Origin of the sequence: Acinetobacter sp. YH01020 (assembly GCF_013420275.1) — a bacterium.
GTDB lineage: Bacteria > Pseudomonadota > Gammaproteobacteria > Pseudomonadales > Moraxellaceae > Acinetobacter > Acinetobacter amyesii.
This window is the reverse complement of the sequence record NZ_VOYN01000066.1, coordinates 1-16,551: the sequence shown is the minus strand read 5'-3', so window position 1 is coordinate 16,551 and position 16,551 is coordinate 1. Positions and strand designations below refer to the sequence as shown.

Below are 16,551 nucleotides of genomic sequence, written 5' to 3'. Positions count from 1 at the left end.
AAAGGTAAGACAGATCTTGGAATAAGAGAATGGGAGTGCATGAGCTGTGGTACAGCTCATGATCGAGATATAAACTCAGCTCTAAACATTCTTGCGCTTGGGCATAAGCGTCTAGCTGTAGGAATCATCCTCTTTTAAGGGGGTGAGGATGTCAAATTTGCTTTCCGCTGTCATATGTTTTTGTTTAGAATCATCCATACCAAAGCGAATAAACAGGCATAGGCATGCAAACGAATATCACTGAACCATCTTCCAGCACAACCTTACAGTATGTGCATTGGTTCCGTCATTCTGCACCCTATATTAATGCGCATCGCAACAAAACCTTTGTCATCATGTTTGATGGTGAAGCGCTGCAACATGAAAATTTTCAACACATTATTCACGATATTGCCTTATTACACTCGCTTGGTATTCGTCTAATTTTGGTGCATGGTGCCCGTCCGCAAATCAATCATAATTTACAAAGCAGCGGCATCCAGACACCATTTCATCATCACCGTCGCATCACCACTCGCGAATCCTTACCTGCGGTGATGAATGCCGTCGGTTCCATTCGTCTGCAAATTGAAGCCCTCCTGTCTATGGGTTTAGCCAACTCACCGATGTACGGCGCGCGTATTGATGTGGTCTCAGGCAATTTGGTCACGGCAAAACCGTATGGCATTCGTGACGGTATCGATTTTCAACTGTCTGGTGAAGTTCGTTCCGTCGATATCGATGCGATTCAACGTCATTTAGAGAGCCAAAATATTGTGGTGCTTGGGCCAACAGGTTATTCCACGACAGGTGAAGTGTTTAATTTATTGGCTGAAGAAGTTGCGACCAAAACCGCCATCAGCTTAAAAGCAGATAAGTTGATTTTCTTGGGCAAACAACACGGTTTGCACAATGAACATGGGCAGCTACAACGCGAAATTACACCTCATCAACTTGATCAGCATATTTTGCAATATCAAGATTCTAATCCCGATATTGCCCTGCATTTAAGCGTTGCTAAAGATGCCTCGTTACAAGGCGTACACCGTGTTCATCTTATTTCATATGCCTATGATGGCGCATTGATCGAAGAATTGTTCACACGTGACGGTTCTGGCACCATGATCACTGATGCGCATTATGAAGAAGTGCGTACTGCCGATATTCAAGATGTGGGTGGCTTAATCAATCTCTTACGCCCTCTCGAACAAGAAGGCATCTTGGTTTATCGCTCACGCGAACGTCTGGAAAATGAAATTGGACAATTTGCAGTGATTGAACGTGACGGTACGATTTTGGCCTGCGCTGCGTTGTACCCGATTCCTACCACAGGGGATGAAAAACGCTCTGCTGAAATCGCATGTGTGGCTGTGCATCCGGGTTATCGAAAATCGAATCGCGGTAGCCAAATTTTGCATTATTTAGAAGAAAAAGCGCGAGATTTAGGTATTGAACAATTGTTTATTTTGACCACACGAACAGCGCATTGGTTCCTTGAACAAGGTTTTGAACAAGTCAGTGTCGATGACTTACCGAATGCCCGTCAGGCCTTATATAACTACCAAAGAAACTCATTGGTTTGTAAAAAGTCACTTTAAAGTGGCTTTTTTTATGCGCTGAATAGCATTATTTTGCATAAGGTTATGCCGAATCCCTTGGCTATCCCCTCAAATCACTTTGCAAGCCATAGAATAACCATATCTACCATTTAAATAACCCAAATAAATAAAATAATTTCAATAACTTAAAATAATACTTCGACACATTATATGTTTTTCTAAAATCATAATTTCTCATAAGTTTTGCTGATTTTTATTTATCTTTTTTCCTGATTTTAAATTTAAGTTTTCTTATTTTTTTCGAAAAAGAAAACTCTTTAGCTTATGTGTTTATAAATCAACAGTTCTGCACATTTAGACCTTTATAGGAGCAACACATGCGTACTCACAAAGCAAAACTCTGGACAAAAACACTTGTACTGTCTACAGCGGTTGTGGGTGCCATGATGATGTCGGGCTGTGGCAAAAAAGAGGCTGAAGAAAATGTCACCTTAAATATTGGTTTCCAAAAATATGGCTTATTGCCAATTTTAAAAGAACGCGGAACTTTAGAAACAGCCTTAAAAAGCCAAGGTGTAAATATCAAATGGGTGGAATTTCCTGCTGGCCCACAGCTGCTTGAAGGTCTCAATGTAGGCAGCGTGTCATTTGGTGAAGTCGGTGAAGCACCGCCTATCTTTGCTCAAGCCGCTCAAACCGATTTGGTTTACATTGCCAACCAACCTGCTGTTCCAAAAGCTGAAGCTTTAATTGTGCAAAAAGATTCGGCTATTCACAGTATTCAGGACTTAAAAGGTAAACGTGTGGCCTTAAACAAAGGCTCAAACGTGCATTACCTGTTGCTCAAGTTGTTGGAAGCCAATCAGCTTAAATTTAGCGACATCAATGTCGTGTATTTACCGCCTGCCGATGCACGAGCTGCCTTTGAAAAAGGTGCAGTCGATGCATGGGTAATTTGGGACCCGTTCCTTTCTGCCGCTGAGCATCAACTTAATGCTCGCACCATTGCCAATGGCGAAAACTTGGTGAAGAACTACCAGTTCTATTTGGCCGATCGCAAATTTGCTCAGGAAAATCCAAAAGTCCTGCAAGCTGTGGTGAATGAGTTGAATTTGACCACGCAATGGGTCTCAAAAAATCAAGATGAAGCGGCCAAGTTACTCGAAGGCAAAACCGGCTTAGGTCTAGATGTACTTAAAACATCAATTTCTCGCTTAGGCAATCAAGTGACGCCGATTACTGCACAAGTGGCGCAAGAGCAGCAGCAAGTCGCTGATGCGTTTTATAACGAAAAATTAATTCCAAATAAATTAAATATTGAGTCGGCCATTATCAAATAAGTCGACTACAGCATAAGGGCGATGCCATGCGTATTCTAAGAACATTTTCCATACTGACTTTAGCCACTTTGGCCCTTGGACTCAGTGCCTGCCAAAAACAAGAAACAGCACAGCAGGATGGTGAAAAACCAGCTGAAACAGCCGTAAAAACCTTGGTTATCGGTTTCCAAAAATCAGCCTTAAATTTACTGGTTGCCCGTGAACAAAAGCTCTTTGAACAACAATTTCCCGGCGCTCAGATTGAATGGAAGGAATTCCCTGCTGGCCCACAAATGTTAGAAGCCCTTGCGGTCGGTGCGGTGGATTATGGCTATGTCGGCAACACCCCGCCTATTTTTGCCCAAGCTGCCAATAAAGACCTGAATTATATTGGCTATGAAGTGGTGCCTGAACAGTCGCTTGCTGTCGTGATTCCAGCGGACAGCTCAATCAAAACCATTCAAGAATTACGTGGTAAACGCGTTGCTGTACAAAAAGGCTCGAGTGCGCATGAGTTATTAGCCAAGACTTTAGAAAAAGCCGGTTTGACGTGGAGCGACATCCAACCAATTTGGATTCCACCAGCAGATGCACGAGCCGCATTTGATAAAAAATCAATTGATGCATGGGCCATTTGGGACCCGTTTTTATCTGCAGCGGAGTTGGATGCTCAGGCTAAAGTGCTGATTCAATCTGGTGATTTTCCAAAGACCTATTCATTTTATGTGGCAAATCCAAAAGTCGTTCAAGCGCACCCTGATGCCCCAGCTAAATTTTTAAAGGCCCTAGACGCTTCCGATCAGTGGATTGTGAAGAACCAAAATGTGGCTTTAGAGATTTATCAAAACAGCACTGGGCTGCAAAAGAATATTGCTGCGCAAGCCTTTTCTCGCCGATCTAAACCATCTCCTGTGCGCCCACTGACACCCGAGGTCATACAAGCACAGCAAAATATTGCGGACTTATTTAAACAAGTCCAACTGATTCCAAACAACATTCAAGTCCAAAAGCAAGTTTGGACACCTTCATCACATTGATACCCGAGCCATCAAAAATACAAGGAACTGAACATGAAAATTTTCTGGTTTATCCCTACCCACGGTGACAGTCGCTACTTAGGAACAAGTAAAGGTGCACGCCAAGTCGATCATGCCTACATGAAGCAAATTGCAGTAGCGGTGGATAATCTTGGCTATGAAGGCGTTCTGATTCCGACAGGTCGTTCATGTGAAGATCCATGGCTTACAGCTGCAAGCTTGATTGATGCCACGAAAAATCTAAAATTTCTAGTTGCACTACGTCCAGGGGTGACAACGCCTGCACTGACTGCACGTATGGCTGCAACTTTTGACCGTTTATCTGGCGGTCGTATCTTACTGAACTTAGTCACAGGCGGTGATGAGCAAGAACTCAAGGGTGATGGTGTCTATGAAGATCATGCAACGCGTTACCAAACTGCCGCGGAATACACCACGATATGGCGTGAAATTTTAACCCGTTCACATACCGGTGAAAGCTATACCTTCCATGGTGAACGCCTGAGTGTGGACGACGCCAAATTACTCTATCCGCCGGTACAAAAACCGTATCCACCACTATGGTTTGGCGGTTCTTCAGAGGCAGCTGTTGAACTGGCGACTGATCAAGTTGACACCTATTTGACTTGGGGTGAGCCACCTGCTGCGGTGAAAGAAAAAATTGCAGTGGTGCGTGAAAAAGCCAAAGCCAAAGGACGTGAACTGAATTATGGCATTCGTTTACACGTCATTGTGCGTGAAACCAATGAAGAGGCATGGAAAGCAGCTGAAGAACTGATCCAATATGTCGACGATGCCACCATTGCCGCCGCGCAAGCTAAGTTCAAAACCATGGACTCTGTAGGGCAACGCCGTATGGCTGAACTACACAATGGCGACCGCAGTAAATTAGAAGTATCGCCAAACTTATGGGCGGGTGTCGGTCTGGTTCGTGGTGGTGCAGGTACAGCACTCGTTGGTGATCCTGAAACCGTCGCCGCACGTATCCAAGAATATGCCGATCTAGGTATTAGCACTTTTATTTTCTCTGGTTACCCACACCTTGAAGAGTCTATTCGTTTTGCAGAATTGGTGTTCCCACTACTGCCATTGGAAACACGTCAAAAATTGGTTCAACCTAACTTAACCGGCCCATTTGGTGAGATTGTCGCGAACAACTACACCCCAGATGAAAATAAAAAAGCTGGAAAGATTCAGGAGCCGGCCTAATGTCCAAAACTGTTTCTGTTGAAACCTTCAAAGCACCGAAGGTTTCACGTGGAACACAACTCGGGCAGCGTTTGCTGCCTTGGTTGTTTCCTATTGCATTAATTATCGTGTGGCAAATTGCCTCTGTTACAGGGCTGTTAGAAAGTCGTATTTTGCCTGCGCCAAGTGCGGTGGTGGTGGCCTTTTGGAACTTACTGATCAGTGGTGAACTGTGGAAGCATGTTCAAATCAGTGCCGGTCGTGCTTTGGTTGGGCTTTTAGTTGGTGGTGGATTAGGTCTTTTTTTAGGGCTGCTGAATGGTTCATCCAAAACAGCATCGACGTTACTTGATACCACGCTGCAAATGATCCGTAACATTCCTGCTCTTGCCCTGATTCCCTTGGTGATTTTATGGTTTGGGATCGATGAATCGGCCAAGCTTTTTTTAGTCGCTATTGGCGTATTCTTTCCCATTTATATCAATACCTATCATGGTATTCGTTCTGTAGACCCTCAACTGATTGAAATGGGCAAAAGCTACGGTTTGAGTGGCTGGCAACTGTATAAAGAAATTATTCTACCGGGGGCGATGCCGTCTATTTTGGTTGGTCTGCGTTTTTCACTCGGGCTCGTTTGGGTTTTGTTGATTGTGGCAGAAACCATTTCTGCACAAGCCGGCATCGGTTATATGACCATGAATGCACGCGAATTTCTACAAACCGATATCGTCTTGGTCGGGATTTTATTGTATGCCCTACTCGGTAAATTAGCCGATGTACTGGCTGTTGCCTTAGAAAAATATTTACTCCGTTGGCACTCGGGTTACCAAAAATAAGGAGCATGTGATGACCGATTTAAGCATAAGCCGTCATGCAGACGACTCAACCCAACCTCAGCGTTCTTCAGTCGAGGATATCAACCCCCATGCGGTGTTGGGCGCAGAGATCCTGATTGAACAACTACACAAATTTTATGGCGATGTTAAAGTCCTTGAGGACCTTGACCTGCATATTCAACCCGGTGAATTCTTGGCGATTGTCGGTCGTAGTGGCTGTGGTAAAAGTACCCTGCTTCGCCTCATCGCCGACTTAGAAAAACCGAGTTATGGCGAAATTAAATTTAAGTCTGCACGTCATATACGTGAAGGCATCACCAGTGATGATATTCGTGTGATGTTCCAAGACCCTCGCCTCCTGCCTTGGCGTAGCATTGAGAAAAATGCACAACTTGGTTTAAGCAAAGACCAACACGCCAATGCCACAGCACTCCTCGAAAAAGTCGGTTTAAAAGACAAAGCGGGGCTTTGGCCAACACAGCTGTCAGGGGGGCAACGACAACGTACTGCACTGGCACGTGCTTTGTCACATAAACCACGTATATTGCTGCTAGATGAACCACTGGGTGCGCTCGATGCCTTAACACGTTTAGATATGCAGAATTTGATTGAAAAACTCTGGACTGAACAAGGGTTTACCGCGATTTTGGTCACGCATGATGTAAGTGAAGCCGTGCAGTTGGCAGACCGTATAATCTTGCTCGATAAAGGCCATATTGCCAAAGAATTTAGTGTCGATTTGACCCGCCCACGAAAAAAAGGCATTGAATTTACTGAACTTGAACAACAAGTCTTACAAGCGGTCTTGGCCACTTAAGCTGTACTTGTGCAGGAAATCATCACTTAAACCGTGTGACTTCCTGTACTATTCAAGAACAATATCGCAACAAAACCATGTTTAGCATTGAGGGTAGATTTATCGCCTGTTGACAAATACATCACAAAAATTACGACAAATCATATAAATCCATGACTAAAAATAATGATTTATTTAAATTTCACCCTAAAATGATTATTTGAAATATTATGGCATTCGTCGTATTTATTTGACCGTTGAACAGAATAAACTGCCAAAATTCATAAAATTAAAAACGATGATTGTGCACAAATCTGTTGATTTGCCGTACAATTCAATATTCCCTTTTCATTTTCTTAAAAGAGCTAATGGAACAAAAAAAGAGTACCCAGAAACGCCACCAGTTGCTTAATGCAGCACTGGATGTCTTTTCCCTGTATGGCTTCAATGGCGCCAGCTTGGATGAGATCGCACAGATTGCAGAAATGCATAAATCGAATATTTTCTATTACTATGAAAATAAAGAAGCGCTTTATGTTGAAGTTCTGACAACGGTTCTACAAAAGTGGCTTGCTCCGCTACAAATGTTGGAAGCAGACCTTGAGCCTGAAGAAGCGATCACCAATTATCTATTGCAGAAAATTGAAGTATCTCGTACCCAACCGAAAGCCTCACGTTTGTTCGCACTTGAAGTCATTCAGGGCGCACCACACATTCTTGAAATTTTAAAAGGCCCACTAAAAAAATTAGTGAAACGCAAAGCCAAAGTCATTAGCAACTGGCAAGAGCAAGGCAAAATTTCAAAAGATATTGATCCAGAACTTTTAATTCTGAACATTTGGGCAATCACGCAAAACTATGCTGACTTTGCAACCCAAATGGAAATGGTCACTGGAAAAACCTTACGTAATCGCAGTATGCAACAACGGATTATTCAACATACCGTTCATATGATGCTTTACGGTGTAATTCCACGCCCAGAAAAGTAAATTGAATTGGGTCGAATTGGCATACGACCATAGCATTCTATGGTCGCCGACCGAAATTAGCTAAATGCCTTATTTGACTGTTTGATATAATTTCAATAATTTCTTTGCGCCGAATAATAAATTTTCTTCCCAATCCAGATGCGCTGTGTCATTCGCACCATCAGTAATATATTTTACCGATACAAAGCGAACACCCAATTTTTTACATACTTTAGCGATTGCGTAGCCTTCCATATCGACAAGATTACACGGTACTTTCGGCAGCCCAGTTTCAAAGCTGTCGCCTGTACCACAAATTCCTTTAGGCAAATGGCTAAACATGCTCTCTGGCTGAATTTCAGCAGGATGATCGGTATCCATCGGCGTCACCCCCACATCAAAACCCAAAGGCGATACATCCATATCCCGTTGTACAAATTGAGCTACTTCAACCAAAGCATGTGCATCAAAATGTGAACTTCCCGCAGTGCCCAAATTCAGCAAAGTATGACATCCGGTTTTTTGAATCACATCAAAGGCTTTAAATGCGGCATTGACTTTACCAATACCACTGTAATGTACTTCAATGCCTGCGGCTTCAAACAAGCCTTTAGATTCACTCGGCAGTGCCATAATTAAAGCGATTTGCTGACGCATAGCGGTCTCCTCAAATTGATGCCTTCATATAGCATACATTTGCACGTGCGCAGAAAAAATCATCTTCAAAAACACATTGCTCAGAAAATAAATTCCTCACGCAGATTTGAATGCTATCAAATTTGAAATTGCATCGGCCGCTTGCCAATAAATGACGGTGCCAATTGTTGGTCATGACGTAAGGCATCTAAAATCTTCTCTAAGGCAATATGTGCCATATCCCCTCGTACACTATGCGAATGGGTCATCGGCATATGCTCGATGCCAGCTCTTCGCGCTGACAAAATTTTAATGTCTTGTTTGTTGACCACCCAAGTATAGGCATTCACAGCCGGCATCAATGCCTTAGACAACAATTTTGGAATCGGAAATTTATAACTAACACAGGTATAAACCCTTGACTCATACGGTCCCACAGGGCTAATCAGACTATTAAACACCATGCCCGATGGCTCTCCCCAATGGTATTCCACCAAGGTAATATTCGGTGCGATAAAACTGTCGCGGTGGACTTGTTCAGCACCATGCAGATTGGTCAGCCATGGCATCATGCCGACATCTGCATCATGGTCATGATAGTCAACGACTACTTTGCGCGGCCCGACATCTATGGTGGCATCTACGGCTTTTCCGGACTCTGAACGAAACCAGCCTTCATGGACAAATATAGTATGGGTCACATCCATAATATTCTGTGCAACAGCGCCCATCTCGCCATCATAACTGCCGACCATGTAGTAGCTGACCCAACCGGCTTGATCATAAAATGGTAATTTAAATATTTCTGGGCGTTCTTGTTTTGGCTTTTCACCGAGATAAATCCATACCACCCCATCTTGCTCACACACATCAAAACTACGCTGTTTAAAGGGATGCGGTTTTTCTGGAAAAAACTGCCCATTGACACTGGGAATATGCGCCACATGGCCATCACCCTGATACGACCAGCCATGATATGGACACGTCACGCAGCCATCAGTCATTTTACCCTGAGACAAAGGCACGCCACGATGTACACATTGATCGAGCAATGCAGCAGCTGTTCCATCTTTTTGTCGGAACAGAACAATTTTTTTACCATACAGGGTGGCTGAAAAAGGCTGATCTTTTTTGAGTTCTTTAGAGGTACAAGCGACGTACCACTCTTCTAATAATCCTTTGGCATCATCCCAAAAACGGGTTTGATTACACATAATTCGATCCTTATTTTTATCTTTTTGTTTTAATCCATAAGCCTTGCTCTAACACCTAGTACAAGCAAGTTTATATCTCGAAGCCAGTTGATCTCTCGAAAATACGCGCAAATTTTATACATGAATGTTTTGCTTGGATAGCAAAATAACGTAACTGCATCACACGCTTGCAGAAGCTCTATATTTGTTTGTTGAAATCCGTCAAAGCCAACGCGCAATAGTTTTCTTCAACGGATTTACATTCACCCAACATCAATTAAGATGCGCGCTGAGCATCACAATACGCTTTTAAACACGGAGAAAAAAATAAGCTGCCACGATAAAACCCTTGTATGGTTTTCAGCATCACCAATAACCAAAGCGTACAGAGCAAAACCGCAAAAAAAGTGCCACACTGTTGGATAGCGTGTAATTGCGTCTGTTCCGCCAAATGGATGACCGCCAAACTAAAAACGCCGAATGGAAACGTCATCGCCCACCACCCGAGATTAAAGGGTAAATCTCGTAAATGTTTTAGCGTGATGAGTATAGCGATTCCAAACCACCATATACCAAATCCGAGCAGAACAAGGGCTGCGAACACACCGCCTTGAAGTAATACTTGTCCTAAATCAACCAAATTTACTGCTGTCAAAATACGTGGGGCTTACTCTCCCAAAAGTAACAGCGCTAAAGCCCCTGTCCCAATCGGTCCTAAGGCCAACCAACTGCTGATCGCCATTTCCTTACTTGGCAATTGATGTAAAGCCAGACGCAGCAACAAGATGCTTAAGATGGCAAATGCAGGAAATACTGAGATCCCCCAAAGCAGATAACTCCCCAGCAAAATATGGACAGCATGGGCCTGTGCAGGTAAATGCGCCAACAATAAACCGCCTGAACTGGCAACCACCTCGCAAGCCACTATCGGCAATAACCATACTGCGGTCATGCCTTGCAGCGCATGTTGCTGACGACTAAACATCAGAAATGGAACACACCATGCAATCGCTATTGACATCAACACATCGACATACCATAAATATTCAGCCCATGTGATGATGCTCATGCCCAAAAACTCTGTGTATAGCGTGGTGCCAAATTTCAATGCGCCATTGATCAGGGGTGCCAGTGCCATGGGGATCGCCCCAAGAAATAAACTCATCACTGGATGCTGGAAAATCTGCTTGTGGGTACAATATCCATCGGCTGAGATACATCCCACTAAACAATATGAACAACACGATGCTGATCTGCCACAGCGCTGCTCCGAAGGACCACATCCACTGCGGCGCCACCGCTATAGATGGTAAAATGAGGGCCACCACACCTGTGCCCATCACCACCGTAAACCAGTTTGGGGTGAAATGACGAATCAAGTCTTGTTTATGCTGGAGTTGATAAAATGGCATTTTCATCGCATGATGCTCATCAAAATGGAATGTCTATAGTTTAAGCACACCATTAAACAAGAAAAATTGATTAATATTTATTTTTATAATTTATTTTATTGATAGTAAATTCATCTCTGCATAAAAAAACTTGAGTAAAAACACAACAACAAGACGAACGCAGAAGATTATGGCAATATATAGCCCTCAAACATTTTCAACAATTGATTCGCCCATGAAGCTGCTCCGTCTGAATGCTTTAGCGCCCCACTTAGAACTCCCCAAAACTGCCGTGACCATTGGCAATTTTGATGGTGTACATTTGGGTCATCAAGCGATGGTCAGCCAGCTCAAAGACATAGCACAGCAACAAAACTTAAAAACAGCTGTGATGATTTTTGAGCCACAACCGCTTGAATTCTTTAAAGCTTATGATGCACCGCCTCGAATCAGTTCACTACGTGAAAAAGTCGAATATTTAACTGAACTAGGCGTCGACTATATTGTGGTGGCGAAATTTGACAATGCCTTTCGTAATCTCAGCGCCGAAGAATTTGCCGATATTTTAAAAAATAAACTCAATACACAAAGTTTAGTTTTGGGCGAAGATCATCACTTTGGCAAAAACCGCCAAGGCAATAGCGAATTTTTACGCCAATACGGCTTCCAAGTCACAGCCCTGCAAAATGTCGAAGTTGATGGCGAACGTGTCAGTTCGACACTGGTTCGTCAGACATTACAAGCAGGCGACCTTGCCCATGCCGCAAAACTTTTAGGTCGTCCTTATAGCATCACCGGTCGTGTGCAGTATGGCGATCAAATCGGTCGCACCATTAATTTTCCTACCATTAATGTGCGTTTAAACCGTCATAAACCTTGTTTAAATGGCATTTATGCAGTCGATGTCATTTGTGAAACCGAATCTTTAACAGATAAAGTAAAAAACGAAAATGCTGACAAATTAGGGGTTGCAGGTTATGCACCCTCTGCCCTGTTTGGTGCAGGGCATGTTGGTACGCGTCCCGCAATTAAACAGGAACATCCTGAATGGCGATTAGAAGTACATTTTCCTGATGTTTCTGCTAATCTGTATGGCCTGTTAATGCGGGTGACGTTCTTGAACTTTTTACATGGCGAAAAGGACTACCCTTCGCTTGAAGCACTGAAAGCCGGAATTGATGACGACGTCGAAAAGCTCCTTGAGTTTCGAGGTCAGCACCCTCATTTCCCCTTTTAAACCCCGATTATTTATTGTAAAACGCGTCAGTCAACGGGCTGATAAATTTGGAAGACAACTTGCATGAGCGATAAGCAAACTCCTGAAAATGCAGTGGATTATAAAGCCACGCTAAACCTCCCAGGTACTGAATTTGCGATGAAAGCAAATCTCGCAGTACGTGAAGCGAAATGGTTAGAAGAGTGGTATGCCGACAACATTTATCAGCAGATTCGTGCATCGCGTATTGGCAAGAAAAAATATGTGCTTCATGACGGCCCTCCATACGCAAATGGCCAAATTCACTTAGGCCATGCGGTGAATAAAGTCCTGAAAGACATCATCATCAAAAGCCGTGTAATGGACGGTTTTGACGCACCGTATGTACCAGGTTGGGACTGTCACGGTCTTCCAATCGAACTGAAAGTTGAAGAAAAAGTCGGTAAAGTCGGCGTGAAAGTAGATGCCTCAACTTTCCGTAAAGCCTGCCGTGAATATGCCTACACCCAAGTTGAATTACAGAAAAAAGACTTCGTGCGTATGGGTGTGTTTGGTGATTGGGACAACCCTTACCTCACCATGAACTTCAAACAAGAAGCCGACATCGTTCGTTCGCTCGGTGAAATTGCCAAAGCAGGCCATATTGAGCCGGGTCTTAAACCTGTGAACTGGTGTTTGGACTGTGGTTCTGCCTTAGCTGAAGCTGAAGTGGAATACGAAGACAAAAAATCAGATGCGATTGACGTTGGTTTTAGCGTTGTTGATTTAGCTGATTTATCTGCACGCCTAGGTGTTACAGTTAGCGATTCTACAGATATCGTGATCTGGACAACTACGCCTTGGACCATGCCTGCCAACCAAGCGGTTGCTCTACACGCTGAACTTGAATACCAATTGGTGAAAGCAACTGGCGAAGACAAAGCAGCGCAAAACTTCATCCTTGCAAAATCATTAGTTGAATCTGCAACTCAGCGTTATGGTTTTAACGCAGTAGAAGTGATTGCTGAATTTGCTGGTGCAAAACTTGAAAATCTAGTACTACAACATCCGTTAATTGCTGAACGCCAAGTGCCAGTGATTTTGGGTGAGCATGTCACAGACGGCAGTGGTACAGGTGCTGTGCATACCGCGCCAGGCCATGGTGTGGACGACTATAAAGTTGGCTTACAGTACAACCTGAAAGTCGACAATCCAGTTGGCGGCAACGGTGTATATTTACCGACTGCGCCAATTTTTGCAGGCGAACACATCTACAAAGCCAATCCAAAAATCATTGCTGCTTTAACCGAAGCAGGCAAACTTTGGGCACATGTGGTGATCAAACATAGCTACCCACATTGCTGGCGCCATAAAACACCGATTATCTTCCGTGCAACACCGCAATGGTTCATCAGCATGGATGCAAAAGGTTTACGCCAAGGTGCATTGAACGCGATTGAAAATGACATCAGCTTCGTACCGGATTGGGGTAAAAACCGTATCCAATCGATGATTGAAGGTCGTCCAGATTGGTGTATCTCACGTCAACGTACATGGGGCGTGCCAATTCCATTCTTCGTGCATAAAGATACCAACGAACTTCACCCGCGTACCCCTGAGCTAATCGAAGAAGTCGCGAAGCTGATTGAACAAGAAGGTATTGACGGTTGGTATAACCGTGATGCGTCTGAGTTTATCGGTGCAGATGCAGAGCAGTACAATGCTGTACGTGACACTTTAGACGTATGGTTCGACTCTGGAACAACACACTTTGCAGTACTTCGTGAACGTGAAGAATTGCAAGACCCTGCTGACTTGTACCTTGAAGGTTCTGACCAACATCGTGGCTGGTTCCAATCTTCATTGTTAACATCTATGGCGATTAATAACCGCGCACCGTACAAAGGCTTATTGACTCACGGCTTCGTTGTGGACGAAAAAGGCCGCAAAATGTCGAAGTCGATCGGTAACGTGATCACTCCGCAAGACATCATTAAAGACATGGGTGCAGATGGCCTACGTTTCTGGATTGCGTCTGCAGACTACCGTTATGAAATGACTGCAGGTAAAGAAATCTTCAGCCGTGCATCAGATGGTTACCGCCGTATCCGTAATACGTTGCGTTTCTTGTTGGCTAACTTGAATGGCTTCAAACCATCGACTGATGCTTTGCCTGTCGATCAATTGATCGCACTGGATCAATACATCTTGCAACGTGCTGCGGAAGTACAAAAAACTATTCAACAAGCTTATGAAGATATGAACTTCCATATCGTGACTAGCGCATTGACCAACTTCTGTATTAATGACTTGGGTGGTTTCTACCTCGACATCATCAAAGACCGTCAGTACACCACCAAAGCAGACTCAGCAGCGCGTCATTCTGCACAAACGGCGTTGTATCACTTGGTTCAGGCCTTTGTCCGTTGGATGTCTCCTATCTTGAGCTTTACCGCACAAGAAGCTTGGCCGTTGATTCCAGAGCAATCTGAGAAATATGTATTTACTGCGGAGTGGTATGACATTCCTGTAGCCTCTACAGCGAATCTGGTGACTGAAGCTGAATGGCAAACCTTGATCACCGTCAAATCTGCAGTAAACAAGTTTATTGAAGCTGCACGTACTGCAAAAACTGTGGGTTCAAACTTGTCTGCCAAAGTTGAACTTTGGGCCAATGCTGAACTGAAAGCTGTTTTAGACAAATTCGGTGAAGAACTGCGTTTTGTCCTCATCACCTCTCAAGTGATTGTTAATGAATTTGACGCAGCACAAGGCGAAGCCTCTGACCTTGACGGTTTAAATGTCAAAGTCTCTGCTGCTGACGGTGAAAAATGTGCACGCTGCTGGCATGTACTGCCAGATGTGAATACACATCACGAACATCCAGGTCTTTGTTCTCGTTGTATTATTAACCTTCCTACAGGTCAAGGCGAAGAGAGAAAATATGCCTAATCCACAAGAAAAAAAGGGCTTCTTTCAATTCTACCCACACAATTTAGTGTGGGTGGGCTTATCCATTGTTGCCATTATTTTGGATCAATGGACCAAATGGATTGCAAGTACACATCTGAACTACGCAGATCCTGTACCTGTCATGCCCTTTTTAAATTGGACATTACTACATAACTATGGCGCTGCCTTTAGTTTCTTGTCCGATGCCGGTGGATGGCAACGTTATTTCTTTACTTCACTCGCAGGACTTGTGTCTGTCATTTTTGTATTTTGGCTCATGCGTATGCCAAAAAACGTGAAAGTCCTTCCGATTGCCATTGCCCTGATTTTAGGCGGCGCAATCGGTAACTTAATTGACCGCGTATCTTTAGGCTATGTGGTGGATTTCATTCACGTGTATTACAACAACAGCCACTTTCCTGCATTTAATATTGCAGACAGTGCCATTACTTTAGGCACGATTCTGCTTCTTATCGATACGTTTTTCTTAGAAAAACACCGAATTCAACGTGCGGAAGCGCAAAATGACTGATTTTATCAATCCTAACGAGGAAACTCGTATTGAAGAAGGTTCTAAAGTAGAGCTTCACTTTTCTGTTGCTATTGAAAATGGCGTAGAAATTGACAATACCCGTAGCCGTGCTGAACCTGTCAGCCTTGTCATGGGTGATGGCAGCTTATTACCGGGTTTTGAGAAAGCTTTATTCGGTTTACGTGCAGGTGACCGCCGTACTGTGAGCCTTCCTCCTGAAGATGCTTTTGGTCCATGGAACCCGGAAAACGTACAAAAATTTGATACCGTCAAATTTGAGCAACGTCCTGTTGAAGGCCATATGATTGAGTTTGAAGATAAAGCCAAACAAAGTCTGTATGGGGTGATCAAAACTGTAGGTGAAGACATTACCGAAGTGGATTTCAACCACCCTCTAGCCGGTAAAAATATCACCTTTGAAGTTGAAATTTTCAAAGTGACCCCTGCCGGTCAACAAGGCGTGAAACTGATCTAAGTTTCAGCAAATGAAAGCTCCTTCGGGAGCTTTTTTTTATCACTATTTTTATAACTATCAATCGACTCGATACATTTTCTGTATATGCAACGGACCGAATTCATATTAATTTAATGCAAGACTTTAAAACAAGACGGGAAATAAGATTAAACTTCATATTATTGTCGGCAGTGTCCGCGAAGGCCGCACGGCAATTAAGATTGCCAACTGGCTACTTTCAGAAATCGAAAGCTATGACTACAGTACCGTAGAAACTGAAATTGTCGATTTAAAAGAATGGGATCTGCCTATTTTTGCAGGCGCACATCCACCATTAACCGGGATTTATGACCAACCCAAACAACAAGCATGGGCAGTTGACATCCTCCCCCCCTTAAAAGAGGGTGATTCCTACAGCTAGACGCTTATGCCCAAGCGCAAGAATGTTTAGAGCTGAGTTTATATCTCGATCATGAGCTGTACCACAGCTCATGCACTCCCATTCTCTTATTCCAA

The 16,551-nt window shown here is 43.6% G+C and carries 15 protein-coding genes and 2 pseudogenes; 13 read left to right on the top strand and 4 right to left on the bottom strand.

The features are described from left to right. The 8 genes from FTT85_RS16630 to FTT85_RS16595 form a co-directional block, all read left to right on the top strand. Positions 1–138: zinc ribbon domain-containing protein (locus FTT85_RS16630; RefSeq protein ID WP_180009613.1), on the top strand; the 138-nt coding region annotated here is incomplete at its 5' end. Positions 139–224: 86 nt separating this feature from the next. Then, positions 225–1,577, top strand: a complete 1,353-nt coding sequence (argA, locus tag FTT85_RS16625) for an amino-acid N-acetyltransferase (protein ID WP_180036112.1) — start codon at positions 225–227, stop codon at positions 1,575–1,577. Positions 1,578–1,915: 338 nt separating this feature from the next. Beyond that, positions 1,916–2,878: a sulfonate ABC transporter substrate-binding protein gene (locus FTT85_RS16620; RefSeq protein WP_180024668.1), complete on the top strand. Its 963-nt coding sequence runs from the start codon at positions 1,916–1,918 to the stop codon at positions 2,876–2,878. Between the two features lie 26 nt (positions 2,879–2,904). Continuing rightward, complete coding sequence (locus FTT85_RS16615) at positions 2,905–3,894, top strand: aliphatic sulfonate ABC transporter substrate-binding protein (RefSeq protein WP_180054145.1); 990 nt, start codon at positions 2,905–2,907, stop codon at positions 3,892–3,894. A gap of 33 nt (positions 3,895–3,927) precedes the next feature. Next, positions 3,928–5,103 (top strand): FMNH2-dependent alkanesulfonate monooxygenase, encoded by a 1,176-nt coding sequence (gene ssuD, locus FTT85_RS16610; RefSeq protein WP_180127491.1) that lies wholly within the window; start codon positions 3,928–3,930, stop codon positions 5,101–5,103. Beyond that, entirely contained in the window at positions 5,103–5,918 is an 816-nt protein-coding gene (ssuC, locus tag FTT85_RS16605; RefSeq protein ID WP_078190647.1) for an aliphatic sulfonate ABC transporter permease SsuC, read from the top strand. The genes ssuD and ssuC overlap by 1 nt, the downstream gene beginning before the upstream one ends. A gap of 10 nt (positions 5,919–5,928) precedes the next feature. Continuing rightward, positions 5,929–6,735 carry an ABC transporter ATP-binding protein gene (locus FTT85_RS16600; protein WP_180184005.1) on the top strand — a complete coding sequence of 269 codons (807 nt, stop codon included), beginning with the start codon at positions 5,929–5,931 and terminating at the stop codon, positions 6,733–6,735. Between the two features lie 347 nt (positions 6,736–7,082). Next, positions 7,083–7,703 carry a TetR/AcrR family transcriptional regulator gene (locus FTT85_RS16595; protein ID WP_078190649.1) on the top strand — a complete coding sequence of 207 codons (621 nt, stop codon included), beginning with the start codon at positions 7,083–7,085 and terminating at the stop codon, positions 7,701–7,703. Positions 7,704–7,772: 69 nt separating this feature from the next. Here FTT85_RS16595 and FTT85_RS16590 read toward each other — a convergent pair whose 3' ends face one another. The 3 genes and pseudogenes from FTT85_RS16590 to FTT85_RS16580 form a co-directional block, all read right to left on the bottom strand. Continuing rightward, on the bottom strand, positions 7,773–8,339 hold the full coding sequence (locus tag FTT85_RS16590) for a 5'-nucleosidase (protein ID WP_111886021.1): 567 nt from the start codon (positions 8,337–8,339) through the stop codon (positions 7,773–7,775). Between the two features lie 116 nt (positions 8,340–8,455). After that, positions 8,456–9,532, bottom strand: coding sequence for an aromatic ring-hydroxylating dioxygenase subunit alpha (locus FTT85_RS16585; protein ID WP_180184004.1), 1,077 nt, complete (start codon positions 9,530–9,532; stop codon positions 8,456–8,458). 256 nt (positions 9,533–9,788) lie between these two features. Next, a pseudogene (locus FTT85_RS16580) lies at positions 9,789–10,929 on the bottom strand (TDT family transporter). A 208-nt stretch (positions 10,930–11,137) separates the two neighbouring features. On the opposite strand from FTT85_RS16580, the gene ribF reads away from it, so the two are divergent. From ribF to FTT85_RS16555, 5 genes and pseudogenes are all read left to right on the top strand, one after another. Then, positions 11,138–12,139: a riboflavin biosynthesis protein RibF gene (gene ribF / locus FTT85_RS16575; protein WP_168379800.1), complete on the top strand. Its 1,002-nt coding sequence runs from the start codon at positions 11,138–11,140 to the stop codon at positions 12,137–12,139. A 63-nt stretch (positions 12,140–12,202) separates the two neighbouring features. Next, a complete protein-coding gene (gene ileS / locus FTT85_RS16570) occupies positions 12,203–15,049 on the top strand; it encodes an isoleucine--tRNA ligase (protein ID WP_111886017.1) in 2,847 nt (948 codons plus the stop codon). Next, a complete protein-coding gene (gene lspA, locus FTT85_RS16565) occupies positions 15,042–15,581 on the top strand; it encodes a signal peptidase II (RefSeq protein WP_078190655.1) in 540 nt (179 codons plus the stop codon). Before ileS ends, lspA begins: the two co-directional genes overlap by 8 nt. After that, positions 15,574–16,056 carry a peptidylprolyl isomerase gene (locus FTT85_RS16560; RefSeq protein ID WP_111886016.1) on the top strand — a complete coding sequence of 161 codons (483 nt, stop codon included), beginning with the start codon at positions 15,574–15,576 and terminating at the stop codon, positions 16,054–16,056. The genes lspA and FTT85_RS16560 overlap by 8 nt, the downstream gene beginning before the upstream one ends. A gap of 145 nt (positions 16,057–16,201) precedes the next feature. Next, positions 16,202–16,411 (top strand): annotated as a pseudogene (locus FTT85_RS16555) (NADPH-dependent FMN reductase); the annotation flags it as partial. Between the two features lie 18 nt (positions 16,412–16,429). On the opposite strand, the gene FTT85_RS16550 reads toward FTT85_RS16555, so the two are convergent. Next, on the bottom strand, positions 16,430–16,551 hold a 122-nt coding region (locus tag FTT85_RS16550; protein ID WP_180005585.1), incomplete at its 5' end, for a zinc ribbon domain-containing protein.

Coding starts and splice junctions, on each gene's coding strand:
- argA (WP_180036112.1), top strand. CDS start 225: ATGCAAACGAATATCACTGAACCATCTTCCAGCACAACCTTACAGTAT.
- FTT85_RS16620 (WP_180024668.1), top strand. CDS start 1,916: ATGCGTACTCACAAAGCAAAACTCTGGACAAAAACACTTGTACTGTCT.
- FTT85_RS16615 (WP_180054145.1), top strand. CDS start 2,905: ATGCGTATTCTAAGAACATTTTCCATACTGACTTTAGCCACTTTGGCC.
- ssuD (WP_180127491.1), top strand. CDS start 3,928: ATGAAAATTTTCTGGTTTATCCCTACCCACGGTGACAGTCGCTACTTA.
- ssuC (WP_078190647.1), top strand. CDS start 5,103: ATGTCCAAAACTGTTTCTGTTGAAACCTTCAAAGCACCGAAGGTTTCA.
- FTT85_RS16600 (WP_180184005.1), top strand. CDS start 5,929: ATGACCGATTTAAGCATAAGCCGTCATGCAGACGACTCAACCCAACCT.
- FTT85_RS16595 (WP_078190649.1), top strand. CDS start 7,083: ATGGAACAAAAAAAGAGTACCCAGAAACGCCACCAGTTGCTTAATGCA.
- FTT85_RS16590 (WP_111886021.1), bottom strand. CDS start 8,339: ATGCGTCAGCAAATCGCTTTAATTATGGCACTGCCGAGTGAATCTAAA.
- FTT85_RS16585 (WP_180184004.1), bottom strand. CDS start 9,532: ATGTGTAATCAAACCCGTTTTTGGGATGATGCCAAAGGATTATTAGAA.
- ribF (WP_168379800.1), top strand. CDS start 11,138: ATGAAGCTGCTCCGTCTGAATGCTTTAGCGCCCCACTTAGAACTCCCC.
- ileS (WP_111886017.1), top strand. CDS start 12,203: ATGAGCGATAAGCAAACTCCTGAAAATGCAGTGGATTATAAAGCCACG.
- lspA (WP_078190655.1), top strand. CDS start 15,042: ATGCCTAATCCACAAGAAAAAAAGGGCTTCTTTCAATTCTACCCACAC.
- FTT85_RS16560 (WP_111886016.1), top strand. CDS start 15,574: ATGACTGATTTTATCAATCCTAACGAGGAAACTCGTATTGAAGAAGGT.